The following is a 25,406-nucleotide window of genomic DNA, read 5'->3' as shown; positions in this document are numbered from 1 at the left end:
GAAATAGGTTGGAATCTTGTGTATAGAAAATCGATGGGTACTATTCATGCTTATACATATTTAATGCTTATCGAATGTTAGAATATTTGCCCCTAAATTAAGCTATATCTTGAATTTTGTACAAAAAATAGCTCTTTAAAATGTTGAATGAGTCAAAGTTATAAAAATCAGGTTTATATATTTTCTGCTTGTTAACATGTGCGGGTCGTCTTCCTATACGGAACCCTCCATGTGGGCTAACCGTGCAAGATGCTGCTTCGTTGCGTCTGATTAAATCTTTTAGCTATATGGTAGATACAATCAATACAAAACAGACCCATCATGCTTGCCAAGACCATTATGGTTTTGACTATATAGAAGTTTTGGGTGCAAGGACCCACAATTTAAAAAATATTGATGTGGTTTTTCCGCGCAATCGATTGGTGATCATTACAGGTGTAAGTGGCAGCGGAAAGTCCTCTTTGGCCTTTGACACTATAAATGCAGAGGGACAAAGACGGTATCGGGAAAGCTTTAGTGCCTATGCACGCGGCTTTTTAGGTAGCTTAACCAGACCGGAAGTAGATAAAATAAATGGACTGAGCCCTGTTATTGCCATCGAACAGAAAACTACTCATCGCAATGTACGCTCTACTGTAGGGACGGCTACAGAAATCTATGACTTTATGCGCTTACTTTTTGCACGCATAGCAGATGCATATGCCTACACTACGGGTAGCAAAATGACAACACAGGATGAGGAACAAATCCTTGCCCATCTATTACGCACCTTCGCTAGAAAACGGGTGATCCTAATGGCCCCCGTTGTTAGGGGTAAAAAAGGCCATCATGAAACACTACTAAAACGTTTTATCAAACTGGGTTTCAATAAAGTTAGAGTGAATGATGCGATTGTTGAATTGACAGATAACCTCAAGCTGGCCCGCCATAAAAAACATGATATTGCCTTGGTGATAGATTATATGTTAATAGATCTAAAAGAGGTGGATCGTATCAAAAATGCACTACAGTTGGCTTTCCAATATGGAAAAGGGACATTATTGGTAGTAGATCCTGAGCAGCAAGATCACTATTTCTCTACAAACCTAATGGATGAAGAGACAGGGCTTGCCTATGATGCACCAGCGCCAAATCTTTTTTCTTTTAATACGCCTTATGGGGCCTGTCCTACCTGTGATGGATTGGGTGCAATTACCCACATAGATATAGACATGATTATTCCAGATAAAAGTATAAGCATTAAACACGGTGCCATTCTACCATTAGGCCCTTATAAAGCATCATTATTATTTAAAAAAATAGAAGCCTTACTAAGGTTTTTCCAATGTAAAATTACCGATCCAGTTGAGCGCCTGCCTTCAGCTGTATTGAACTTGTTGTTATTTGGCAATATTACAAAACATCGTTCTGTGCTTATTGCAAATTGTGTAGAACCATTTGAAGGGATGATCACTGCACTGATCAAGCAACAAGAACGAGAAACGGTTACACGGCATAGTAGTCTAGCAGAGGGGTTTGTTTACACAACTATATGCCCAGATTGCAAAGGGACTAGATTAAATCCAATTGCCAGGTCTTTTAAAATTAAAGAGCAAAGTATTGCTGATTTGGTTTCAATGGACCTAGATGGACTTAAAAAATGGTTTGATACCTTATCAACTGTATTAACAGAAAAACAGCAAATCATTGCCTATGAAATTATAAAAGAAATTTCCAAACGACTCCAATTTTTAATTGATGTTGGGTTACATTATTTACATCTTAATAGAGGCTTAAATACCTTGTCAGGGGGGGAAGCACAACGCATTAGACTGGCTACACAAATAGGGACCCAACTATTGGGCGTCTGCTATATTCTTGATGAACCCAGTATTGGTTTACACCAACGTGACAATTGGCGTCTTATTGGTGCCTTAAAAGCGCTTAGGGATATAGGCAATACGGTACTTGTAGTAGAGCATGATAAGGAAATCATGTTGGCAGCAGACTATTTAATTGAAATAGGCCCTCAAGCGGGCATTTGTGGAGGAGAAGTAGTTGCAGCCGGTCCCTTAGTGGAGTTTTTAGCAAAACCTAGCGTTACAGCCGAGTTTTTAACCAATAAAAAAACCTTTACCTTTCCAACTCATCGCAAACCAGGCAATGGTAAAACCCTAACCATTAGGGCGTGTAGTGGCAATAATTTAAAAAACATAACTTTAACCATTCCATTGGGTCTAATGATTTGCATAACAGGGGTATCAGGCAGCGGAAAATCTTCGCTGATTCGTAAAACCCTCTTGCCTATTCTTAAAAAACATCTCTATAACAGCCGTGTTATACCACTACCTTATGAAGAAGCCTTTGGATTGGAACACATTAATAAAGTTATAGAGGTAAGTCAGTCACCTATAGGCAGAACCCCGCGCTCTAATCCTAGTACCTATACGGGTATGTTTACCGATATACGTAGCTTTTTTGCAATCTTGCCAGAGGCTAAAATTAGAGGTTATAAGCCAGGTAGATTCTCTTTTAATCTAAAAGAAGGCCGGTGCAACACTTGTGAAGGGGCTGGTATTCAACGTATAGAAATGGGCTTTCTACCAGAGGTATATGTAACCTGTGATAGCTGTAAAGGCAAGCGTTACAGTCGTGAAACATTGGAAGTACAATATAAAGGTAAATCTATTGCGGATGTTTTAGATATGACGGTATCCAATGTAATTCCTTTTTTTGAAAGCCATCCATCTATACTGCTTAAACTGCGCACCTTAGAACAAGTAGGTCTGGGGTACATTACCCTGGGTCAACATGCGACTACTTTGTCAGGCGGAGAAGCACAACGGGTCAAGTTGGCGACAGAATTGTCCAAAAAAAGCACTGGGGATACCTTTTATATCTTAGATGAACCCAGTACGGGTCTTCACTTTCAGGATATTGTGGCGCTATTATCTGTGCTAAAGAAATTGGTAGACCAAGGGAATACGGTGCTGATCATAGAGCATAATATGGATATTATAAAAGTAGCAGACTATGTGATTGATATTGGTCCGGATGGTGGGCGCGATGGAGGCTATCTAGTAGCAGAGGGTACCCCAGAAGCTATTGCAAGGGTACCGAAGAGTTATACGGGCTATTTTTTACAAAAAGAATTAGGGGTGTAAAATACGGTTCTGTCGCGTCTATAGTTTTCTTAGTATAGGTTTTTCGTTTAAGTCAAATTTTGGATATTATGCGGCCATTAAGATAGCAAAGTTCTCAAAAGTAGAAAGATGATTTTTAGCTCCTCTTACTTGTCCTTTTTGAATCATACGAATGTTTTCTATCCCTGAAATAGTAATGGAAGCAGAATAAAAATTCTTAAAACCCAGCATAGGTTTTATCCGTTTTTTGATAAACCTATGATCTTGTTCAACTCTATTATTCAAATATTTGTTTTGAAATATTTGAATGGTATGATCTTGATCAAGATCTGTATTGATCGCATCAAGGGCAGCTTTATTACTACCGCTTTTGTCAATTACTACTTTCTTAGGAATATTATTTTCTGTGATCGCCTTGCGAAAAAAAGAAAGCGTTGAAGACTTGTCTCTATGATCAGATAGAAAAAAGTCAACTGTATCACCATAACGATCTACTGCTCTATATAAATAGATCCACTTCCCGTTTAGTTTAACATAGGTTTCATCCATTTTCCAACTACTACCAATTGGTCGTTTTCTTTTTCTTACTGCTTTATCTATCAGAGGAACAAACTTAATAACCCATCTCTGTAGCGTAGAATGATCAACTCTTGCGCCTCTCATACGCATCATCTCTTCCAAATCTCTATAGCTCAAGGAAAAACGACACTTCATGTATACAAATAACAGGATGACTTCTGATGAAGAACAATAACCTTTAAAATATGGTAATAACTCGGGAGAAATATTAAACATAATAACTACTTTTTTAAATACCGATACTAAAATAATCATTTTTTAGAATAAACGCGACAGAACCGTTTTTTCTATCTGATCATAGAGACAAGTCTTCAGCGCTTTCTTTTTTTCGCAAGGCTATCACAGAAAACAATATTCCTAAGAAAGTAGTAATTGACAAAAGCGGTAGTAATAAAGCTGCCCTTGATGCGATCAATACAGATCTTGATCAAGATCATACCATTCAAATATTGCAAAACAAATATTTGAATAATAGAGTTGAACAAGATCATAGGTTTATCAAAAAACGGATAAAACCTATGCTGGGTTTTAAGAATTTTTATTCTGCTTCCATTACTATTTCAGGGATAGAAAACATTCGTATGATTCAAAAAGGACAAGTAAGAGGAGCTAAAAATCATCTTTCTACTTTTGAGAACTTTGCTATCTTAATGGCCGCATAATATCCAAAATTTGACTTAAACGAAAAACCTATACTAAGAAAACTATAGACGCGACAGAACCGTAATCGGAGCTAAAAATCATCTTTCTACTTTTGAGAATTTTGTTATGCTAATGGCCGAATAATACCCAATATATATCCAAAACTTCACTTAAAAGAAAAGACGTTACTAACGAAAATGTAGACGCGACAGAACCGGTCATACTGCTGAATAAACATTTTTTTCTTCTTTTGGGGTATAGCTTATTGTTTTAAACTACTATTTTTTATAGCGTTAACCGCAATTTCTAGGCCTCTATAATCTATCGAATGCGCAAGGTTTTCTAGTTTATGCGCGCTACATGGTACCTTATGGTTAGATAAATATTGTATGGCATGATCTATTGCATCTACTGTTACTATATTATCCAACACACCATGAATCAAACAAATTGGTGTAGTGGTATTGATGCATTGTGGAGGGGCTACCAATAACCCAGAAAATCCTATTGTAGATAAGAAGGGCTCGGTCTGTATAAGGGTTAAATACAGACCCATCATGGCGCCCTGCGAGAACCCGATGATAATGGTTTCTTTATTGGAAAGATTTAGCGCTATTTGTTTTTGTTTAATAATGTCTGTAACCGATGCAATATTACTGCCTAGTAACCTTTTCATCACATATAGCGTTCGATCTTGTAGGCTAAACCATTGTCGCCCATGAGGGGCCATATCATATGGTTCTACCCCATGCGGAGCCATAAAATAGCAATCTGACAAATCATCTTTAATATATGGAGCCAATTTGATTAAATCATGCCCATTAGAACCGACACCGTGCAATAGTACTACTAACTTTTTTGCTGGTAGTACTTTACTATGTGCTTCAGGATGTATTAAATTATTCATTATTGATCTACTATTATTGTAAACTCACAAGGTTATCACATCATGAGGCCGTTGTGATAGATTTCTATTATAATATTTTTAGGGTTGTTTAGACTGATCTTTGGTATTAAAGTGGTATTAATTTTATTATTTATTGATTTTCATGTACTTTTATTGCATTTTAGACAGACCATTCCCCTAAAGACCTCTTAATATGATATTTGGCGACCTGTATAAGTTATAGGCTATTGCTTCGATAACGTGTTGCGTATGAGTTTTAGCAAGTCCTATGTAGTGAGCTCCTGAGCTTCGGAACCAACTTTTAATACTTCCAAATACACGTTCTACTTTATACCTGGTTTTAGCTACCAATGTATCAAACCGTTTAGCAGTAGGTGATAAAGGATTATTTCTAGTAGCTTTCTTCTGAATAGCTGATTTTAAGGCTTTATTCTTTAATAAGGTTTCACTAGGTGATCCGCTATAGCCCTTATCTGCATATAGCCTACTACCTACTTTTGGTTCTGTCGCGTCTATAGTTTTCTTAGTATAGGTTTTTCGTTTAAGTCAAATTTTGGATATTATGCGGCCATTAAGATAGCAAAGTTCTCAAAAGTAGAAAGATGATTTTTAGCTCCTCTTACTTGTCCTTTTTGAATCATACGAATGTTTTCTATCCCTGAAATAGTAATGGAAGCAGAATAAAAATTCTTAAAACCCAGCATAGGTTTTATCCGTTTTTTGATAAACCTATGATCTTGTTCAACTCTATTATTCAAATATTTGTTTTGAAATATTTGAATGGTATGATCTTGATCAAGATCTGTATTGATCGCATCAAGGGCAGCTTTATTACTACCGCTTTTGTCAATTACTACTTTCTTAGGAATATTATTTTCTGTGATCGCCTTGCGAAAAAAAGAAAGCGTTGAAGACTTGTCTCTATGATCAGATAGAAAAAAGTCAACTGTATCACCATAACGATCTACTGCTCTATATAAATAGATCCACTTCCCGTTTAGTTTAACATAGGTTTCATCCATTCTCCAACTACTACCAACTGGTCGTTTTCTTTTTCTTACTGCTTTATCTATCAGAGGAACAAACTTAATAACCCATCTCTGTAGCGTAGAATGATCAACTCTTGCGCCTCTCATACGCATCATCTCTTCCAAATCTCTATAGCTCAAGGAAAAACGACACTTCATGTATACAAATAACAGGATGACTTCTGATGAAGAACAATAACCTTTAAAATATGGTAATAACTCGGGAGAAATATTAAACATAATAACTACTTTTTTAAATACCGATACTAAAATAATCATTTTTTAGAATAAACGCGACAGAACCAAAAGACGTTACTAACGAAAATGTAGACGCGACAGAACCTTATGCGGCCATTAAGATAGCAAAGTTCTCAAAAGTAGAAAGATGATTTTTAGCTCCTCTTACTTGTCCTTTTTGAATCATACGAATGTTTTCTATCCCTGAAATAGTAATGGAAGCAGAATAAAAATTCTTAAAACCCAGCATAGGTTTTATCCGTTTTTTGATAAACCTATGATCTTGTTCAACTCTATTATTCAAATATTTGTTTTGCAATATTTGAATGGTATGATCTTGATCAAGATCTGTATTGATCGCATCAAGGGCAGCTTTATTACTACCGCTTTTGTCAATTACTACTTTCTTAGGAATATTATTTTCTGTGATAGCCTTGCGAAAAAAAGAAAGCGTTGAAGACTTGTCTCTATGCTCAGATAGAAAAAAGTCAACTGTATCACCATAACGATCTACTGCTCTATATAAATAGATCCACTTCCCGTTTAGTTTAACATAGGTTTCATCCATTCTCCAACTACTACCAACTGGTCGTTTTCTTTTTCTTACTGCTTTATCTATCAGAGGAACAAACTTAATAACCCATCTCTGTAGCGTAGAATGATCAACTCTTGCGCCTCTCATACGCATCATCTCTCCCAAATCTCTATAGCTCAAGGAAAAACGACACTTCATGTATACAAATAACAGGATGACTTCTGATGAAGAACAATAACCTTTAAAATATGGTAATAACTCGGGAGAGATATTAAACATAATAACTACTTTTTTAAATACCGATACTAAAATAATCATTTTTTAGAATAAACGCGACAGAACCAATCCATTACCTATATATTAACATTCATGTAACGCTATTTCCTTTTACCATCAATATATTATGGAAAAACCAATAGTTGATAGAATTTTTGAGATTTTAAGCCATAAAAATCAAAACCCTACCACAGAACTAATCTATAAAAATGACTTTACCTTATTAGTAGCAGTCATACTATCGGCACAAGCTACGGATGTATCGGTAAATGTAGCAACAAAACCTTTATTTGGACGGTTTGATACACCAGAAAAAATGGTACACCTTGGAGAAGAAGGGTTAAAAAAGTATATCAAATCCATTGGATTATTTAACCATAAAGCCAAAAACATTATCTCCCTATGTAACCTATTGATCCGCCACTATGATAGCCGTGTACCCAACAACTTTGAAGCACTTTTGCAATTACCAGGTGTAGGACGAAAAACAGCCAATGTGGTCTTAAATTGTTTGTTTAACGAGCCAACTATTGCGGTAGATACCCACGTATTTAGAGTAGCCAAGAGGATTGGTCTGGCAAAGGGTACGACACCGGAAAAAGTAGAAAGTGAGCTATTAGAGACCATAGATCAAAAGTGGAGCAGATATGCCCATCATTGGCTTATACTACATGGTAGGTATATTTGCAAAGCACGAAAACCCAACTGTACCATGTGTCCCATTAAACTATATTGTGCCTACTATCAAGAAAGTGGGTAGTACCCCATTGCAATTTAATCATCCAACTTTAATACCGCCATAAAAGCCTCTTGAGGGATTTCTACTGAACCCACTTGCCGCATTCGTTTTTTACCTTTTTTTTGTTTTTCTAAAAGCTTCCTTTTCCGTGAAATATCACCACCATAGCATTTGGCAATCACATTTTTTCGTAATGATTTTACCGTTTCTCTGGCAATAATTTTTGTGCCAATAGCTGCTTGAATGCTTACTTCAAACATATGTCTAGGAATGATTTCTTTGAGCTTTTTACATAAGACCTTACCTCGTTCATAGGCATTTGATCTATGTACAATCGCTGAAAGGGCATCTACTTTTTCATTGTGTAATAGAATATCTAATTTGACTAGGTCTGCATCTGCAAACCTAGCTAATTCGTAATCCAAGGAAGCATAGCCGCGTGAAATCGTCTTAAGTTTATCAAAAAAGTCAAAGACTACTTCTGCTAGAGGCAGTTCAAAAGAAAGTTCTACACGGTTAGCCGTTAAGTAGACCTGGTTTTTAAAAATCCCTCTTCTATCCATACAAAGTTTCATAATGCCACCCACAAATTCCGATTTTGTAATAATTTGTGCTTTTATAAGTGGTTCCTCAATGCGATGAGTGGTATTAGGGTCGGGCATATCTGCAGGTGCTTGCACATCTATCCATTGACCTTTTTGATCTATTATACGAAACTGTACGGACGGAACAGTAGTGATAATGGTGATATTAAATTCTTTTTCTAATCGTTCCTGTATAATCTCCATATGGAGCATGCCTAAGAAACCACATCGAAACCCAAAACCCAAAGCAGTAGAACTCTCCGGCTCCCAAACCAACGAAGCATCATTTAATTTTAACTTTTCCATAGCATCTCGTAGTGCCTCATATTCGGTCGTATCTACTGGATAGATGCCGGCAAAAACCATAGGTTTTACCTCTTCAAATCCCTTAATCATTGCCCCTATCGTACGTCCCGACTTATCTATATGGGTAACCGTATCCCCTACTTTTACTTCACTTGCATTTTTAATCCCAGCAATCATATAGCCTACATGACCTGCTTCTAAAAATGGCTTGGGTATTTGCTGCAATTTTAAAATCCCAACCTCTTCCACCCTATAATCTATAGCTGTACTGATACATGTAATCTGATCTCCAGGCTTAATCGTTCCATTAAAGATGCGAAAATAGACCTCTACACCACGAAAAGTATTATATAGCGAATCAAAAATCATCGCTTGCAGTGGTGCCTGCTTATCCCCTTTAGGCGCAGGTATACGGGTCACTACCGATTTGAGTATGGCCTCAATCCCAATACCCTGTTTAGCACTAGCAGAGAGAATCTCATCTCGATCACATCCTATCAGTTCTACGATTTGATCCTTTATCTCTTCTGGCATTGCGCCTGGCAAATCAATCTTATTCAATACAGGGATAATGGTAAGATTTTGCACTAAGGCCAGATAGAGATTAGAAATGGTTTGCGCTTCCACTCCCTGTGCGGCATCGACCACTAGTAGAGCCCCCTCACAGGCAGCAATGGAGCGAGAAACTTCATAGGTAAAGTCTACATGCCCGGGTGTATCAATTAAGTTGAGCAAATAGGATTGACCATCGTATACATATTCCATTTGAATCGCATGGCTTTTAATCGTGATGCCCCGTTCACGCTCTAAATCCATATTATCCAGTACTTGATTTTTTTGATCCCGTACGCCAACCGTTTGAGTTGTTTCTAGTAAACGATCTGCCAAGGTACTTTTGCCATGGTCAATGTGTGCAATGATGCAAAAATTTCGAATATTTTTCATTAAACTTGGTTAAAGTGAAGATAAGAAGGTTTGATCTGTCGTTGCTTTTGCCATTTGCAATATTACAAGGTACGGAATTTAAAAAATAGTATTACCTTTGCATTAGCTTTTATGTAATTTTCCAACCAGTCATGAATAACTTAATAAAATATGTTGAAGCGGCATGTAATCCTCAACCAGCCCGTATATTTCCCTCTTTTAAGGCTGGAGATACCATCAACGTACATGTAAAGATACAAGAAGGGAACAAGGTTCGTATTCAACAATTTCAAGGAGCAGTTATTCAACGTAAGCACCCTAACACGAATGGAGAAACCTTTACAGTACGTAAAGTATCTAAAGAGATTGGTGTAGAGCGCATTTTTCCTTTACTTTGCCCCAATATTGAAAAAATAGAAGTAAAAAGAAAAGGCCGTGTACGCAGGGCTAGAATTTATTACCTGCGGGACAAACAAGGTAAAGCAGCACGTATTAAAGAACTTAGGTAAAGGGTTACCTTTATTATTTTTTAGCGCCATAGAACATAGCCCTTAGCTTTTGTAACCTTCGCCTTCATTGAGAAATGGGGTTCTGTAATGCACCTTTTTATATAAGCTTATTAACACATTTATAGTACATTTTTCTATATTTGCTTACTGTTTTTGATAGCATACTTTTTTAGTAGCCTCCTTAGCTCAACTGGTAGAGCAACTGATTTGTAATCAGTAGGTTGCTGGTTCGATTCCGGCAGGGGGCACTTATGGGTTCTGTCGTGTCTATATTTTCGTTAGTAAAGGCTTTTCTTTTGGTTCTGTCGCGTCTACATTTTCGTTAGTAACGTCTTTTGGTTCTGTCGCGTTTATTCTAAAAAATGATTATTTTAGTATCGGTATTTAAAAAAGTAGTTATTATGTTTAATATTTCTCCCGAGTTATTACCATATTTTAAAGGTTATTGTTCTTCATCAGAAGTCATCCTGTTATTTGTATACATGAAGTGTCGTTTTTCCTTGAGCTATAGAGATTTGGAAGAGATGATGCGTATGAGAGGCGCAAGAGTTGATCATTCTACGCTACAGAGATGGGTTATTAAGTTTGTTCCTCTGATAGATAAAGCAGTAAGAAAAAGAAAACGACCAGTTGGTAGTAGTTGGAGAATGGATGAAACCTATGTTAAACTAAACGGGAAGTGGATCTATTTATATAGAGCAGTAGATCGTTATGGTGATACAGTTGACTTTTTTCTATCTGATCATAGAGACAAGTCTTCAACGCTTTCTTTTTTTCGCAAGGCGATCACAGAAAATAATATTCCTAAGAAAGTAGTAATTGACAAAAGCGGTAGTAATAAAGCTGCCCTTGATGCGATCAATACAGATCTTGATCAAGATCATACCATTCAAATATTTCAAAACAAATATTTGAATAATAGAGTTGAACAAGATCATAGGTTTATCAAAAAACGGATAAAACCTATGCTGGGTTTTAAGAATTTTTATTCTGCTTCCATTACTATTTCAGGGATAGAAAACATTCGTATGATTCAAAAAGGACAAGTAAGAGGAGCTAAAAATCATCTTTCTACTTTTGAGAACTTTGCTATCTTAATGGCCGCATAATATCCAAAATTTGACTTAAACGAAAAACCTATACTAAGAAAACTATAGACGCGACAGAACCCCGCATAATATCCAAAATTTGACTTAAACGAAAAACCTATACTAAGAAAACTATAGACGCGACAGAACCATTAGTTTTACCTGTGGTCAGTTGAAAATTCATAATTTCTCCTAAATCATTGACTATCAAGTGCAACTTTAATCCAAAAAACCAACCGGTGCTGGTTTTACCTTTAGTAGCAATCGATTTAAAAACCCTGTGCGTATAGGCTCTTTTGATATGGCAAACCTTGATGGCTGTTGCATCCATAAAATAACAACCTGTTTTTGTTTTAGAAAGACTTTTTGTAAAACAGTACAAGGGAACTAACGTTCTTTGGATCAGTTCTATAAATCTATTCTAGCTTACTAACTTTCCAAATTTACTAGAATGAAATTGCTGTAAATGAATATAATAAGACTTAAAATTTCTAAAACCAATCACATGAAAGGCAATAAGAACAGTCATTATTTCACTCAAAGTTAATGAACAAGTTTTAGTAGGTTTTCTTTTAGAGTTGGTTAACAGTTGTTTTTCCATATACGGCATAAACTTTATGAGAAATTCATCAACAGCATAATATATTTCAACTAATTTTTCTACATTCATAACTGGCTCCTTTGGATAATCTGGTTAGTATTTTTTTATCTCCAAATTTAAAACACAAAGGAGCTTTTTAAAGCTATTTTTTAACAAGCTAATCCCGAACTCAGGTAAGAAGACTGTCGGACCGCCGTATTCGGGAAAACTGAACGTACGGTGGGATGAGAAGGGAATGGGTAAACAATGAAGAATAAAGTTAGTCAGTTACTGTATTGCGAGCAATCGGAAGCAATAGATATGCTTAATTTTAAGTGGTCCAACCATTTCTTTACTCTAGACCATTGTAGAGATAGAAAACATTCCTATGATTCAAAAAGGACAAGTAATCGGAGCTAAAAATCATCTTTCTACTTTTGAGAATTTTGTTATGCTAATGGCCGAATAATAACCAATATATATCCAAAACTTCACTTAAAAGAAAAGACGTTACTAACGAAAATATAGAAGCGACAGAACCCGTTTTGTTTGGTTATAGCGGTAGATTAGAGCAGTGCAAGTCAAGATTGAAGCGCTATCTGTTCAAGCCTATCCGTTTAATTTTTTGGCAAGGAAAGTTTTCTTTTTTGAATAAAAAATTTTAACTTGTGGCCAGCGTTTTTTTATTCCAACCTTGAGCCAAACTGCTTATAGGTTGCTCGTTTAACGGTTTATATAAGTAAAGGTAGGTTAGGGCGCTTGGAGTCTAATTTTTTAATATAGTTTTTTTGTTTCCTATGGAAGGAGTAGTAAAATGGTTTGACCCAGCCAAAGGTTATGGGTTTATCAAACCAGTAAATGGAGGTAAGGATGTTTTTGTGCATATAAGTGCACTTGTGGCGTCTAGAGTAAGCATGATAGACCACGGTCAATCGGTGTATTTTGAAATCACCAGTGATAGAGGTAAGGAGGTAGCTAGTAACATTAGAGTTCTTGATGTGTGAATAACACATCAAGAACTTTTTAAATTTTAATATTGTACTTTGAGTAATACTTTTCAGAAATATAATCTGCCATCAGCTCTATTAGGAGCGTTGGCAAGGATGCAGTATGACCACCCTACTGCTATTCAAGATCAAGTAATTCCAGTAGCCTTAACCGGTCAAGATATTTTGGGTTCTTCTAAAACAGGTAGCGGAAAGACAGCCGCCTTTTCTATACCTGTAGTTGCGCAGCTTATGCATTGCCCTGCTGCCAGCGTATTGGTATTAGCGCCTACACGAGAGCTTGCTGAGCAAGTAGCAGGTGTTATGTCAAGCATGGTGAGTGGCTGTAAGCATTTACGTACGGTGTTGTTAATAGGAGGGGAGCCTATTGGGAAGCAGTTAATGCGTTTGCGTGCAAATCCCAACATCATTGTAGGTACACCTGGCCGTGTGGAAGATCATTTATGTAGGGGTTCGTTGTGTTTTCATAACACTACCTTTTTGGTATTGGATGAGATTGACCGAATGCTAGATATGGGTTTCTCTATTCAGATAGATAAGATTATTAAACGTTTGCCAATGGAGCGGCAAACTTTAATGTTTTCGGCTACTTTGGATAGGAATATTGAGCGTTTAGCTGGATCCTATTTAAAACAACCAGCACGGATTAATGTGGAAATTTTAAATAGTGAGTCCAAAAATATTCAAGAAGAATTCCTTTATGCGCCAGAATCAGGAAAGTTTCAAGTCTTATTGGAGCAGCTTAGTCAACGGGAAGGTTCTGTGATTATCTTTGTAAAAACGCAAGTAAAGGCTGACAGTATCAGTTATCAATTGCAACAAGCAAGTTTTAAGGTTCGCGCGATTCATGGTGGATTAAAACAACACCAACGAAAGCAGGTAATCAAGGACTTTAGAAACAAGCAGTATTCTATTATTGTGGCAACTGATGTGGCTGCAAGGGGATTAGATATTGATCATATTAAACATGTAATCAATTATGATTTTCCGCAAGCTGCTGAAGATTATACCCATAGAATAGGTAGAACGGGTAGAGCTGGTGCAACAGGATTTGCTTTATCTATGATTTCTTCTCCTCAAGAAAAGAGACTCTGGCGTATTATTCATAACGAGCCAGTAGAAAAAGAAGAGCGGAGTCCATTTAGGAAAAGTTCACATTTTAATCGGTTTAGGTCTCGTCCTTTTAGGCGTGGTTTTTCAGGTTAAGCATTTAGCTTGCTAAACCTGTTTTATGTAAAGGCCAGCTCTCATCCATTTTTGAGGGTTGGTCCTTTTTTTATATCCATTCTTGTTTTTCTTGCCTTTTATTTTCTGTTCAGCCTGGTGAGATTGGAGGTACAATAACGCTCTTTTTGGGGCTATTCTGCCTAACTTAGATCAAAACAACCTTATCACGTGGGTTCGGGATTTATGTGACTGATTTACAACAATTTAATATCAATTATTTAGTTAATATTTGCACCTATTTAATAAGTTTTTATATCTAATTTTATAAATATAATATATATAATAAACTGATTATCAGAATTATTTGTTATTCAACTACCTATTTAACTGTCTATAAAACAAATTTTATAAATTTTTATTAATATTGATTATCAAATGAAAAAATAATCTAATCCCGAACTCACGTTAGAATGAAATTGGAAAGTTAGTAAGCTACAATAGATTTATAGAACTGATCCAAAGAACGTTAGTTCCCTTGTACTGTTTTACACAAAGTCTTTCTAAAACAAAAACAGGTTGTTATTTTATGGATGCAACAGCCATCAAGGTTTTCCATATCAAAAGAGCCTATACGCACAGGGTTTTTAAATCGATTGCTACTAAAGGTAAAACCAGCACCGGTTGGTTTTTTGGATTAAAGTTGCACTTGATAGTCAATGATTTAGGAGAAATTATGAATTTTCAACTGACCACAGGTAAAACTAATGATAGGCTTCCTGTAGAAAATTTATGTAAACACTTCATGGGTAAAATGTTTGCCGATAAAGGTTACATAAGCAAAGATTTATTTGAAAAACTGATCGAGAAAGGCGTGGAACTCATTACCTAAATCAGAAAAAATATGAAAAATGCTTTTATGCCACTCTAGGATAAACTGATGCTTAGAAAACGATCTATAATTGAAACTATTATAGATCATCTCAAAAATATTAGCCAGATAGAACATTCCAGGCATAGAAGCATACCTAATTTTCTAGTCAATTTGATAACTGGAATTACAGCTTATGCACTAAAAGAGAAAAAACCTTCTATAACTAATATATATATGACTGGTTCACAATACGTCTAATCCCGAACTGAGGTTATTAATAAAAATTTATAAAATTTGTTTTATAGACAGTTAAATAGGTAGTTGAATAACAAATAATTCTGATAATCAGTTTATTATATATATTATATTTATAAAATTAGATATAAAAACTTGTTAAATAGGTGCAAATATTAACTAAATAATTGATATTAAATTGTTGTAAATCAGTCACATAAATCCCGAACCCACGTTTGTAGCATAGCATGATCAACTCTTGCGCCTCTCATACGCATCATCTCTTCCAAATCTCTATAGCTCAAGGAAAAACGACACTTCATCTAGACAAATAACAGGATGACTTCTGCTGAAAAACAATAGCCTTTAAAATAAGGTAATAATTTGGCTTCTGTTGCAGCACCTGGGTCTTGGAAACTGCTTGGTTTTGATGCGCTACGGATACTTTAGGTAACCGTTTATAAAATGCAAAACAGCCGGCATCTTTTATATAAGTAATATCTTTATAGGGTTCCAAAAGTGCGCTATTGCTTTTGTATAAAATAAACAAACAAGGCTTGTCAATAGCCCCTTCCAATAGCCAGGCTATATCTGGTCGCTTTAAGCTTTTGGGTTGATCGGCATAGAAAAGAGGTGCAGCTGATTTAAAACCAATGGTAGTAAGGTATAGATCCTTTCCTTTGCATGCTTTACAAAAATCAACCATTTCTTTTTGCGTATAAGCTTCTACCTTAGGTGCAATACGCATGCAAAATAATGCCAATGTGCAAATATTGATGCACATAAAGGCTACCATAAAAGGAACCAAACGAAACTGCAAAAAGTAATAGTAGGCGATACCTATACCTATGATATAGATCAAACCTGGCATGCTATCCCAATAGTTCCATATAACAGATAGTTCGAAGGCATCTTTTATAACTTGATTTTTAATAAGGGGAACCCATGCAGCTTTATGTAGCATTACCCAAGGCATAATGGCTAAAACGCTACCTATCACTACACCCATGGCTACAAACACCCCTCCTATCCTTGGATGGATATATTTTCTATTGTAAATCCATTCATAGAAAAAATCAGCTGCAAAAAAGGTTATAGGGAAATAGGCCATAGCGCTATAATGGACAATTTTGGTACCCACCAACGTAAAAATCAGTAAGACGACCACCAGTAAAGCTTGCATATTAGCTGCAAAATAATGGTTCTGGATCAACCTTTTTTCTTTTAAAAAGTGCATCGCAAACAGGGAGCTTGGAAAGCATCCCCAAAAAAGTACTAGATAGTGATAGTACCAAGGTTGTGCATGGGTATCAACAGGGTGATGATAGAGCAATAAATGGTAGGCCCAAAGTTCTTTAATAAACCTAGATCCATTAGAGTAAATTTCTGGAACAAGCCAACAGGATAGGACTACTGTTGCTACCAACATAGCTAAAATGAGCGGCCGCACCACCCTTCCCCTAAACCAAGTGTAAGATAAGGATAAGGTAGCCAGTGGTATGATAAGCGCCATAGGTCCTTTGGACAATAACGCACAACCTATAGATAGCCCGCCATACAGCGATGCTTTGGATAACGTAACTGTACGTGATAAAAAATAGATGGCCAACAGCAAAAAATAATTAAAAAAAGGATCTATAATACCTGATTTAAAGTAAAAATGAGGCAAAAAAGCAGTTGCATACAAGCACATCCATAAAAAGCCAAACCATCTCCCCTTGTAGTGTTTACCGATGTAGTATATCGTTGCAAGTGTGAATAACCCACACACACCATTAGGAAAGCGCGCACCAATCTCATTAATGCCCCAGAGGTGCATGCTAGCCGCTTGTAGCCAAAAGAAAAGCGGCGGTTTTTCATAGAGGGGTTCAAAATTAAAGGTCACTTGACCATACCAGCCAGTACGCATCATCTCTCTAGTAATCTCAGCAAAATAGAGCTCATCTAAATCAAATAGATGCACCGCTCCTATGCCCCAGGCAAAAATAGATCCAAAGCCCACTAAAAAATAAGCAACTGTACTATTTTTTAATCGGGAACCCTTTTCCATGCGTATATATTAAACAATAGATAGAACGATCCAACCAGTCTGGTCCATTCAAATGGGCAAGAGCTATATATACTATCACAGCAGCAACTGTACCAATCCAAGCACCTACATAGACATCTGTGTAGAAATGCTGGCAAAGATACATTCTTGAGTAGGCAACCGTTAGGGCAAGCCCTAATAAGATGACACTATAGATTTTATTTTTGCTTTCAGACAATAGCTGTATAACAGATATCAACAGAAAGATAGTAGCCGAGTGACCTGAAGGGAAACTTAAATCCCTTAATAAGGGTACTCCCTCTACTAGGTGTAAGGATTCACCTACAGGGAGCAAGGCTATGGGCCTTAACCTATGCATAAAAAAAGCACGCTTTAATAATTGCACTACAATAGACATACAGACAAAACTACCCCCCATAATGATAATCTTTCTACAACTTGCACACAACAAGGCAACCATCCATAGAAGACATATATAAGTAACTCCATCACCTAACCAGGTCAAATAAGGCGCTATACAATCTACCACAGGATCGTGCCACTGCTTGAGGAATATCAAAAAAGCAACTTTATCCAACACGAACAAGGGAAAGATTCCGATGATGAATAGGGCAGTAAGCAGGTAAAAAAACAACTTATTTTCACACCAAATCATCCTAATAGGCGTTATCTGCTTCATGCTGTTTTTGTATCTGTTCAGCTGGTAATGGGGCTTAATGGAATACATTTTATTGCAACCCTACTTATAGACTGTTGGTATAGTCCCTTGCTATACGGCCAAATTCCTTTATCGACGGCCATAATACCGCTAATAGCTTGATTTGATAGAGTTGCAAAGTATTATTAGACCAGTTTCGACCAAGCAATCCCTTACATTCCTCTCTATGGTCTATTCAGACCATGGCGCCAACTTAAGGATTATATCCGCTCTGTTTTCTGGCAACACTGCTTAAACATAAGAAAAGGTAGCATACAAATTCCTTATCTGCCATGCCGCTCATAACTAATTGCTCATAGAGACTAAAAACTCCTCATTATTACGTGTACCCCGCATTTTCTTAAGTAGAAAATCCATAGCTTCTGTAGAACTCATATCTGACATAATATTACGCAATATCCAGATCCGCGCCAATTCCTCTTTTCCAATCAATAACTCTTCATGTCTTGTTCCAGAAGCAGGTACATCAATAGCGGGATAGATACGTTTGTTGGCCAACTTTCGATCCAATTGTAACTCCATATTACCCGTACCTTTGAATTCTTCAAAAATCACCTCATCCATTTTAGAGCCTGTATCAATAAGTGCGGTAGCCAAAATAGTCAATGAGCCCCCATTCTCCACATTACGGGCTGCACCAAAAAATCGCTGTGGCTTATGCAGTGCATTAGCATCAATACCACCAGAAAGTATCTTTCCAGAAGAGGGACTAACCGTATTGTGCGCCCGAGCCAATCGGGTAATAGAATCCAATAAAATAACCACATCACGACTACATTCTACCATTCTCTTGGCCTTTTCTAAAACAATATTAGAAACTTTTACGTGCCGCTCAGCTTGTTCATCAAAGGTCGAAGCAATTACCTCTGCTTTTACATTCCTAGCCATATCCGTCACCTCCTCTGGACGTTCTCCAATTAAAAGAACAATCAAATAGACCTCTGGATGATTAGATGCAATGGCATTGGCAATTTCTTTTAATAGTACCGTTTTACCAGTCTTAGGTTGTGCGACAATCATGCCACGCTGCCCCTTACCAATAGGAGAAAATAAATCCATAATGCGTGTCGAATATTGACTGGCCCCATTGGAAATATGCAACTTATGATGTGGAAAAAGCGGTGTAAGATGTTCAAAGGGAATACGATTACGCCCCTCCTCTGTGGTGACACCATTCATATAAATTACCTTTAAAAGTGCAAAGTATTTTTCCCCTTCTTTAGGTGGTCGTATTTTGCCACGAATGGTATCACCTGTTTTTAGATTAAATAACTTGATTTGAGAGGGGGATACATAGACATCGTCTGGGCTGGCTAAATAATGATAGTCAGATGAACGTAAAAATCCATAGCCATCTTGCATAATCTCTAGTACGCCTTCCCCTTCAATAGTGGTGTCCAGGTTATGCAGCATAACGGCTTCTTTTTTACTCTTTTCAAATGAAAGGGGTAACTCCTTTGGTTCTTTGACAGTCGAAATAGAAGAACGTTCAGTTACAACTGATTTTTCTGGCTCTGTGGGCTCACTGTTTTTGCCTTGTACACTAAATTCAACCTGTGCTTCTATTGCCCTAGATTTCACATACCCTTTTTTTGGTAATACAGATGCGGGTACTTCCTTTGGTTGCGGCAGTGCAATAGGCACCTGGTTATTCTTTTTTTGAGGAATCTCCCCTACAGGAAGTAGGGCTTGCTGGTCCAATATTTTATAAATAAGTTCCTCTTTTGAAAGCGTTTTATAACTTTTAACTTTAAATCTTTCTGCTATTTCGCGTAACTCAGAAATAAGCTTTTGATTGAGCTCTCCGATATTGTACATGATTGAGTTAGGTGTAAATTAATATAAATCCCATTAAAAATAATATGCATCATCTTAATGATTATTCTTAAAAATGAGTAGTAGTAACGTATATTACATAGGCATATAAGTGAAGTGTGCCAACATGCAGGCAACCAATACTATTTGTCAATTGACCATCAATCTATAACCAATAAAACGCTTCCACACTTCAAGTAAAGCCATCTTGTAAGACTTCAATACCGTATGGTTATGTAAATCTTTACGTCAGCTAATAATATATCTTAATTGCCAAGCAGAAGTAATATCTGCATTAAATATGCATACTACCTTCTTATTTGTTCTGATTTCGCTTTTTTAAATCTAGTAAGAATAGCCAAAAATAAGGGTATTTCTGTACATACAGCATATATAAAAGCTGTAACAAGGAATGAATATTAATGCAGGAATCCGAATGCAGCCCCATGGCAAACCAATACCAGCAATTATACAACTATAATTTGAAAAAATCAAAAAAAGCAACATTTTTAATAAAAATAAAGATCGGTTGCTTAAAATACTGTAGCTTTAAGCTAATGTATGCTATACTGCAAAGTTTAAACGCAAATAGAATGATTGACTTACATCGTATAAGAACAGATAAAAAGGCAGTAATAGATGGCCTCCATAAAAGAGGTTTACCCAATGCAGAAGAGCTCGTAGAAGTCATATTCAGACTGGACATAGCAAAACGGGCGACACAATCCCAACTAGACAACCTAGCTGCTACACTAAACAAACTAAACAGGGAAATAGGAAGTGCACGGCGCTTACAAGGTGAAACAGCCCTATTAGAGGGCAAAAAGAGCGAAATTAATAGATTAAAAACAACGGCCAAGCAGTTGACCCAAAAGGTCAAGGAATATACATCATCTCTGTTAGAGCGGCTCTATGCGCTACCCAACCTGCCTCATGAAAGCGTACCCATTGGCAGCCATGCTGAAGACAATTTGATTATTTATCAAACGCCACCAAGTCGCAGAAGCGGGCATTGGGCCCACTGGGATTTAATTAAAAAATATGACTTAGTTGACTTTGAACTGGGCAATAAAATTACAGGTGCCGGTTTTCCAGTATACAAAGGAAAAGGTGCTAAGCTACAACGTGCTTTAATCAACTTTTTTTTGGATCAAGCATCAAAATCAGGCTATACAGAAATTCAACCCCCTATTTTAGTAAACGAGGCATCTGCCTATGCAACGGGTCAACTACCTGACAAAGAAGATCAAATGTATCAGATACCATCGGCACAATTATATCTGATACCTACTGCTGAGGTATCTATCACAAATATCTATCGTGATACTATGGTAGCAGAGGCTGCATTACCTATTAAACATGTAGGATATACGCCTTGCTTTAGGCGCGAAGCAGGTTCTTGGGGAGCTGATGTACGTGGACTGAATAGACTCCATCAATTTGATAAGGTAGAACTGGTTCAGATTTGTCATCCTGACCAGTCTTATGCCAACCTAGAAGAGATGCTAGCCTATGTGCAAGGGTTAGTAGAACAGCTAGAACTAGCTTATCGCGTTGTAAAACTTTGTAATGGAGATTTAGGTTTTTGCGCTGCTATGACCTACGATATAGAAGTATATGCTATAGCCCAAAGTAAGTGGTTAGAAGTGAGTTCAATTAGTAATTTTGAAACCTTCCAATCCAATAGGTTATCGCTAAGGTATAAAGATAAAAATAAGAAAAGTTGTCTTTTACATACCTTAAATGGAAGTGGATTAGCCCTTCCACGTATTCTAGCTGCACTGTTAGAATGGAATCAAACTCCAGAAGGGATTCATATTCCAAAAGTCTTACAATCGTATACAGGGTTTAATATAATGCATTAGCATCTGTTTAGCCAACGGTGCGGCCTTAAACCGGTTCTGTCGCGTTTATTCTAAAAAATCATTATTTTAGTATCTATAGTTAAAAAAGTAGTTATTATGTCTAGTATTTCGCCCAAATTATTACCTTATTTTAAGGGCTATTGTTCTTCAGCAGAAGTCATCCTGTTATTTGTCTAGATGAAGTGTCGTTTTTCCTTGAGCTATAGAGATTTGGAAGAGATGATGCGTATGAGAGGCGCAAGAGTTGATCGTTCTACGCTACAAAGATGGGTTATTAAGTTTGTTCCTCTTATAGATGAAGCAGTAAGCAAAAGAAAACGACCAGTTGGTGGTAGTTGGAGAATGGATGAAACCTATGTTAAACTAAACGGGAAGTGGATCTATTTATATAGAGCAGTAGATCGTTATGGTGATACAGTTGACTTTTTTCTATCTGAGCATAGAGACAAGTCTGCAGCTTTTTCTTTTTTTCGTAAGGCGATCACAGAAAATAATATTCCTAAGAAAGTAGTAATTGACAAAAGCGGTAGTAATAAAGCTGCCTTTGATGCGGTCAATACAGAACTTGATCAAGATCATACCATTCAAATATTTCAAAACAAATACTTGAATAATAACGTGAGTTCGGGATTTATTTGACTGATTTACAAAAATTTAATGTCAATTATTTAGTTAATATTTGCACCTATTTAACAAGTTTTTATATCTAATTTTATAAATATAATATATATAATAAACTGATTATCAGAATTATTTGTTATTCAACTACCTATTTAACTGTCTATAAAACAAATTTTATAAATTTTTATTAATATTGATTATCAAATGAAAAAATAATCTAATCCCGAACTCACGTTACTAACGAAAATGTAGACGTGACAGAACCGGTTAAGCGACCAAACAGCTACCGATTAGAGGCCAGCATTGGATTTTATGCTAATATTTTATAAATTTGATTAGTGGTTTGTAGACTAACTATTTAAAAGATTTAAGAACGATGAATGATTACATAAGAGATTACATGCGCGCCAAGCGAGCCGTAGATAGTGGTTTGCAGCGCTATATGGTTAAGGTATACATGCATATAGCTTTTGGACTGTTGATTACGGCTGTTGCAGCAGCGGCGACCTTTACTTTTCCGCCTTTAACCAACTTACTTTTTGAATTTGACCAGTGGGGAAATATTGTAGGTCGTACTTTTTTGAGTTATGGGATCATGGTTGCTCCATTTTGCATTGCTATGTATCTATCGGGCAACTTTGTTAGGGCAACATTTGCCCATTCTCGCTTCCTTTTAATGTTGTATGCTACACTTGTGGGCATATCACTGACTGAACTAGCTTTTTTTTACACGACTGATTCTTTACATAAAACTTTTCTCACAACGGCTTTTACCTTTGGGGCTATGAGTATGTATGGTTATATGGCCAACCGTGATTTAACCTCTGTCGGCTCTTTTTGTATGATGGCTATTTGGGGGCTTATTATAAGCACTGTAGTAAATATTTTTTTTCAGAGTCATGCGGTTTATTTTGTAACCAGTTTTATAGGGGTAGTTGTATTCATTGCTTTTGTGGCATACAACACCCAGAAATTAAAAAACCTCTACTATGAGGTACAAGAGACTGGTCTAGTAGAGAAAGCCGCACTCATGGGTGCATTTTCGCTCTATCTTAATTTCTTAAATCTTTTTTTATACTTGCTACGTTTTTTAGGAGAGCAAAAAAGAAGAAATTAATGATATGCTAAGGAGGTTATACTAGTGGTTTAAGTCACTCCCAGTATAACGTCAAAAACACGAGCATGACAAGCATGTACGCTTGTGAACCAGTTGTTTTGTATGGTTTGTATAGTGTATATCAGTGCCTAAAGTAGGCAATCAGTAAGATAGATAGCCTTACAGCTATCTATCTTAATTTCTATTTTTTTATAGTGACCTCACGGTTTTCATAAAAAGCGTCATGCGCTTTTAGAAAGGGGACATATATATCGACTAGTTGGGCAGTTAGTAAGCCCTATGATGTTTTACGCTGGTTTTATACCAAAACAAAATACCGTCCAAACATAAAGCGATTACAACCCCTGGCATCTGTGTATTGCTCAATAATTGGCGTAAAGCAATCTTCTATAATATGGTAATAGGATTTTAAAATAGCTGAAAAAGAAGTCATTCATGCATACCGATGGCAAAATTATTTGGGGTAAATGTCTTCTGTATATTCAAGGTCAGATCAGTGAACAAACCTATAAGACCTGGTTCAGCCCTATTATAGCCAAAGATTTCAAGGATGGTATCTTAATGATTCAAGTCCCTAGTCAATTTTTTTATGAGTGGTTAGAAGAGCACCATTTACCATTGCTTAAGCAAGCAGTACTTCAAGAAATAGGTCCTCATGGCAAACTAGCCTATGCTGTTGTGATAGACAAAGGGAATAAAAGGCAGAAGCCGTTGATGGTGAATTTGCCTACCTACCCAGGTCCAGCGCCAAAAAGTGTTATTGCACACCCATCTACTATTTCAGGAAATGAAATCTTTCAATTAAACCCTAATTATCTTTTTGATAATCTCATAGAAGGAAACTGTAACCAACTTGCCAAGTCTGCTGCACAAGCTGTTTCCAAGCAGCCAGGTGGAACTGCTTTTAATCCGCTGATGCTTTACGGAGGTGTAGGCCTAGGCAAGACCCATATTTCTCAAGCTATTGGAAATGAGGTTAAAATATTTTTACCAGACAAAAAAGTAGCTTATGTTTCCTCTGAAAAATTTACGACGCAGTTTATAGAAGCCTTGCGCAGCAACTACGTTCAAGCTTTTACAGGGCAATACCTAGCGGTAGATTTGCTTATTCTGGATGATATACAGTTTTTATCTGGTAAAGAAAAAACACAAGAAATCTTTTTTCATATTTTTAACCATTTGCATCAACTAAAAAAACAAATTATCATTACAAGTGATTGTGCACCACGTGATTTAAAAGGGTTGCAAGAACGCCTTCTTTCCAGGTTCAAATGGGGCTTAACAGCAGATTTACAGTGTCCCGATTTTGAAACCCGTGTTGCCATTATACATAGTAAAGTAGCGGCGGATGGCATCACGTTTTCATCAGACTTGATCAATTATATTGCCAAACATGTCGATACCAATGTAAGAGAATTAGAGGGCGTACTTATTTCACTTATTGCGCATGCTTCGTTGACCAAACGAGACATTAACATAGAACTGGCCGAACAAGTTTTAAAACATATTGTACAGCAACAACCTACTGCTGAAACCACTATTGAAGTACTACAAGAGCACGTGGTTGCACATTATAATATTGCCTTAGATGATCTAAAGGGTAAATCACGTAAAAAGGAAATTGTAGCTGCTCGACAAGTCGCTATGCACCTAATTAAAAAATATACTACACATTCTTTAAAATCCATAGGTGCCTATTTTGGTGGAAGGGATCATACAACGGTGATACATGCTGTACAAGTCATAGATGACTTATTGAATAAAGACCCAGAATATGCTCAGTTCTATGCATCACTTGAAAATAAGATCAAATTAACGATCAAATAAGATAACGCTTTGTTGGTTCTGTCGCGTTTATTCTAAAAAATGATTATTTTAGTATCTG

16 protein-coding genes, 1 tRNA gene and 8 pseudogenes are annotated in these 25,406 nt (G+C 36.6%); 14 read left to right on the top strand and 11 right to left on the bottom strand.

Annotated features, from left to right (window positions below):
- Nucleotides 1-287 precede the first annotated feature (287 nt).
- On the top strand, nt 288-3,143 hold the full coding sequence (uvrA, locus tag NBW36_RS04005; protein ID WP_250237934.1) for an excinuclease ABC subunit UvrA: 2,856 nt from the start codon (nt 288-290) through the stop codon (nt 3,141-3,143).
- Between the two features lie 66 nt (nt 3,144-3,209).
- On the opposite strand, the gene NBW36_RS04000 is transcribed toward uvrA, so the two are convergent.
- Nucleotides 3,210-3,917, bottom strand: a complete 708-nt coding sequence (locus tag NBW36_RS04000) for an IS6 family transposase (protein ID WP_250239135.1) — start codon at nt 3,915-3,917, stop codon at nt 3,210-3,212.
- 56 nt (nt 3,918-3,973) lie between these two features.
- Between NBW36_RS04000 and NBW36_RS03995 the strand changes: the two are divergent.
- A pseudogene (locus NBW36_RS03995) lies at nt 3,974-4,363 on the top strand (DDE-type integrase/transposase/recombinase); the annotation flags it as partial.
- Between the two features lie 242 nt (nt 4,364-4,605).
- Here the strand turns inward: NBW36_RS03995 and NBW36_RS03990 are convergent.
- From NBW36_RS03990 to NBW36_RS03975, 4 genes and pseudogenes are all read right to left on the bottom strand, one after another.
- Complete coding sequence (locus NBW36_RS03990; protein WP_250237932.1) at nt 4,606-5,250, bottom strand: alpha/beta hydrolase; 645 nt, start codon at nt 5,248-5,250, stop codon at nt 4,606-4,608.
- 177 nt (nt 5,251-5,427) lie between these two features.
- Nucleotides 5,428-5,769, bottom strand: a pseudogene (locus NBW36_RS03985) (transposase); the annotation flags it as partial.
- Nucleotides 5,770-5,810: 41 nt separating this feature from the next.
- Entirely contained in the window at nt 5,811-6,518 is a 708-nt protein-coding gene (locus tag NBW36_RS03980; RefSeq protein ID WP_250239133.1) for an IS6 family transposase, read from the bottom strand.
- 103 nt (nt 6,519-6,621) lie between these two features.
- Nucleotides 6,622-7,329 (bottom strand): IS6 family transposase, encoded by a 708-nt coding sequence (locus tag NBW36_RS03975; protein ID WP_250239134.1) that lies wholly within the window; start codon nt 7,327-7,329, stop codon nt 6,622-6,624.
- A gap of 124 nt (nt 7,330-7,453) precedes the next feature.
- Between NBW36_RS03975 and nth the strand changes: the two genes are divergently transcribed.
- Nucleotides 7,454-8,086 carry an endonuclease III gene (gene nth / locus NBW36_RS03970; RefSeq protein ID WP_250237930.1) on the top strand — a complete coding sequence of 211 codons (633 nt, stop codon included), beginning with the start codon at nt 7,454-7,456 and terminating at the stop codon, nt 8,084-8,086.
- Between the two features lie 14 nt (nt 8,087-8,100).
- On the opposite strand, the gene lepA is transcribed toward nth, so the two are convergent.
- Nucleotides 8,101-9,900 (bottom strand): translation elongation factor 4, encoded by a 1,800-nt coding sequence (gene lepA / locus NBW36_RS03965; protein ID WP_250237928.1) that lies wholly within the window; start codon nt 9,898-9,900, stop codon nt 8,101-8,103.
- 131 nt (nt 9,901-10,031) lie between these two features.
- Between lepA and rplS the strand changes: the two genes are divergently transcribed.
- From rplS to NBW36_RS03950, 3 genes are all read left to right on the top strand, one after another.
- A complete protein-coding gene (gene rplS, locus NBW36_RS03960) occupies nt 10,032-10,388 on the top strand; it encodes a 50S ribosomal protein L19 (RefSeq protein ID WP_250237925.1) in 357 nt (118 codons plus the stop codon).
- A 175-nt stretch (nt 10,389-10,563) separates the two neighbouring features.
- Nucleotides 10,564-10,636, top strand: a tRNA-Thr gene (locus NBW36_RS03955).
- A gap of 153 nt (nt 10,637-10,789) precedes the next feature.
- Complete coding sequence (locus tag NBW36_RS03950; protein WP_250239133.1) at nt 10,790-11,497, top strand: IS6 family transposase; 708 nt, start codon at nt 10,790-10,792, stop codon at nt 11,495-11,497.
- A 130-nt stretch (nt 11,498-11,627) separates the two neighbouring features.
- On the opposite strand, the pseudogene NBW36_RS03945 reads toward NBW36_RS03950, so the two are convergent.
- A pseudogene (locus NBW36_RS03945) lies at nt 11,628-12,146 on the bottom strand (transposase); the annotation flags it as partial.
- Between the two features lie 271 nt (nt 12,147-12,417).
- On the opposite strand from NBW36_RS03945, the pseudogene NBW36_RS05730 reads away from it, so the two are divergent.
- The 4 genes and pseudogenes from NBW36_RS05730 to NBW36_RS03925 form a co-directional block, all read left to right on the top strand.
- Nucleotides 12,418-12,525 (top strand): annotated as a pseudogene (locus NBW36_RS05730) (IS6 family transposase); the annotation flags it as partial.
- Between the two features lie 328 nt (nt 12,526-12,853).
- Entirely contained in the window at nt 12,854-13,060 is a 207-nt protein-coding gene (locus NBW36_RS03935) for a cold-shock protein (protein ID WP_250237924.1), read from the top strand.
- 99 nt (nt 13,061-13,159) lie between these two features.
- The gene (locus tag NBW36_RS03930) at nt 13,160-14,269 is read left to right on the top strand and encodes a DEAD/DEAH box helicase (RefSeq protein WP_250239132.1); all 1,110 of its coding nucleotides are present in this window, start codon (nt 13,160-13,162) and stop codon (nt 14,267-14,269) included.
- A gap of 430 nt (nt 14,270-14,699) precedes the next feature.
- Nucleotides 14,700-15,359 (top strand): annotated as a pseudogene (locus NBW36_RS03925) (IS982 family transposase); the annotation flags it as partial.
- Between the two features lie 203 nt (nt 15,360-15,562).
- Here the strand turns inward: NBW36_RS03925 and NBW36_RS03920 are convergent.
- The 4 genes and pseudogenes from NBW36_RS03920 to rho all read right to left on the bottom strand — a co-directional run.
- Nucleotides 15,563-15,778: pseudogene (locus NBW36_RS03920) on the bottom strand (hypothetical protein); the annotation flags it as partial.
- Between the two features lie 965 nt (nt 15,779-16,743).
- Nucleotides 16,744-17,244 (bottom strand): annotated as a pseudogene (locus NBW36_RS03915) (ArnT family glycosyltransferase); the annotation flags it as partial.
- A 112-nt stretch (nt 17,245-17,356) separates the two neighbouring features.
- Complete coding sequence (locus NBW36_RS03910; protein WP_250237922.1) at nt 17,357-17,914, bottom strand: phosphatase PAP2 family protein; 558 nt, start codon at nt 17,912-17,914, stop codon at nt 17,357-17,359.
- Nucleotides 17,915-18,388: 474 nt separating this feature from the next.
- Nucleotides 18,389-19,921, bottom strand: a complete 1,533-nt coding sequence (gene rho / locus NBW36_RS03905) for a transcription termination factor Rho (protein ID WP_250237919.1) — start codon at nt 19,919-19,921, stop codon at nt 18,389-18,391.
- 590 nt (nt 19,922-20,511) lie between these two features.
- Between rho and serS the strand changes: the two genes are divergently transcribed.
- The 4 genes and pseudogenes from serS to dnaA all read left to right on the top strand — a co-directional run bounded on the left by serS (nt 20,512) and on the right by dnaA (nt 25,348).
- Nucleotides 20,512-21,783, top strand: coding sequence for a serine--tRNA ligase (gene serS / locus NBW36_RS03900; RefSeq protein ID WP_250237918.1), 1,272 nt, complete (start codon nt 20,512-20,514; stop codon nt 21,781-21,783).
- A gap of 96 nt (nt 21,784-21,879) precedes the next feature.
- Nucleotides 21,880-22,404, top strand: a pseudogene (locus tag NBW36_RS03895) (IS6 family transposase); the annotation flags it as partial.
- A 376-nt stretch (nt 22,405-22,780) separates the two neighbouring features.
- Complete coding sequence (locus tag NBW36_RS03890; RefSeq protein WP_250237917.1) at nt 22,781-23,521, top strand: Bax inhibitor-1/YccA family protein; 741 nt, start codon at nt 22,781-22,783, stop codon at nt 23,519-23,521.
- 435 nt (nt 23,522-23,956) lie between these two features.
- Nucleotides 23,957-25,348: a chromosomal replication initiator protein DnaA gene (gene dnaA, locus NBW36_RS03885; protein ID WP_250237916.1), complete on the top strand. Its 1,392-nt coding sequence runs from the start codon at nt 23,957-23,959 to the stop codon at nt 25,346-25,348.
- Nucleotides 25,349-25,406 lie beyond the last annotated feature (58 nt).

Origin of the sequence: Cardinium endosymbiont of Oedothorax gibbosus (assembly GCF_936981045.1) — a bacterium.
Lineage (GTDB): Bacteria > Bacteroidota > Bacteroidia > Cytophagales > Amoebophilaceae > Cardinium.
The sequence above is the reverse complement of the archived record's forward strand: the minus strand, read 5'-3'. Positions and strand labels throughout refer to the sequence as shown.

What these genes read in the sequence shown, in the direction of transcription:
- uvrA (WP_250237934.1), top strand. Translation starts at nt 288, where the DNA reads ATGGTAGATACAATCAATACAAAACAGACCCATCATGCTTGCCAAGAC.
- NBW36_RS04000 (WP_250239135.1), bottom strand. Translation starts at nt 3,917, where the DNA reads ATGTTTAATATTTCTCCCGAGTTATTACCATATTTTAAAGGTTATTGT.
- NBW36_RS03990 (WP_250237932.1), bottom strand. Translation starts at nt 5,250, where the DNA reads ATGAATAATTTAATACATCCTGAAGCACATAGTAAAGTACTACCAGCA.
- NBW36_RS03980 (WP_250239133.1), bottom strand. Translation starts at nt 6,518, where the DNA reads ATGTTTAATATTTCTCCCGAGTTATTACCATATTTTAAAGGTTATTGT.
- NBW36_RS03975 (WP_250239134.1), bottom strand. Translation starts at nt 7,329, where the DNA reads ATGTTTAATATCTCTCCCGAGTTATTACCATATTTTAAAGGTTATTGT.
- nth (WP_250237930.1), top strand. Translation starts at nt 7,454, where the DNA reads ATGGAAAAACCAATAGTTGATAGAATTTTTGAGATTTTAAGCCATAAA.
- lepA (WP_250237928.1), bottom strand. Translation starts at nt 9,900, where the DNA reads ATGAAAAATATTCGAAATTTTTGCATCATTGCACACATTGACCATGGC.
- rplS (WP_250237925.1), top strand. Translation starts at nt 10,032, where the DNA reads ATGAATAACTTAATAAAATATGTTGAAGCGGCATGTAATCCTCAACCA.
- NBW36_RS03950 (WP_250239133.1), top strand. Translation starts at nt 10,790, where the DNA reads ATGTTTAATATTTCTCCCGAGTTATTACCATATTTTAAAGGTTATTGT.
- NBW36_RS03935 (WP_250237924.1), top strand. Translation starts at nt 12,854, where the DNA reads ATGGAAGGAGTAGTAAAATGGTTTGACCCAGCCAAAGGTTATGGGTTT.
- NBW36_RS03930 (WP_250239132.1), top strand. Translation starts at nt 13,160, where the DNA reads ATGCAGTATGACCACCCTACTGCTATTCAAGATCAAGTAATTCCAGTA.
- rho (WP_250237919.1), bottom strand. Translation starts at nt 19,921, where the DNA reads ATGTACAATATCGGAGAGCTCAATCAAAAGCTTATTTCTGAGTTACGC.
- serS (WP_250237918.1), top strand. Translation starts at nt 20,512, where the DNA reads ATGATTGACTTACATCGTATAAGAACAGATAAAAAGGCAGTAATAGAT.
- NBW36_RS03890 (WP_250237917.1), top strand. Translation starts at nt 22,781, where the DNA reads ATGAATGATTACATAAGAGATTACATGCGCGCCAAGCGAGCCGTAGAT.
- dnaA (WP_250237916.1), top strand. Translation starts at nt 23,957, where the DNA reads ATGCATACCGATGGCAAAATTATTTGGGGTAAATGTCTTCTGTATATT.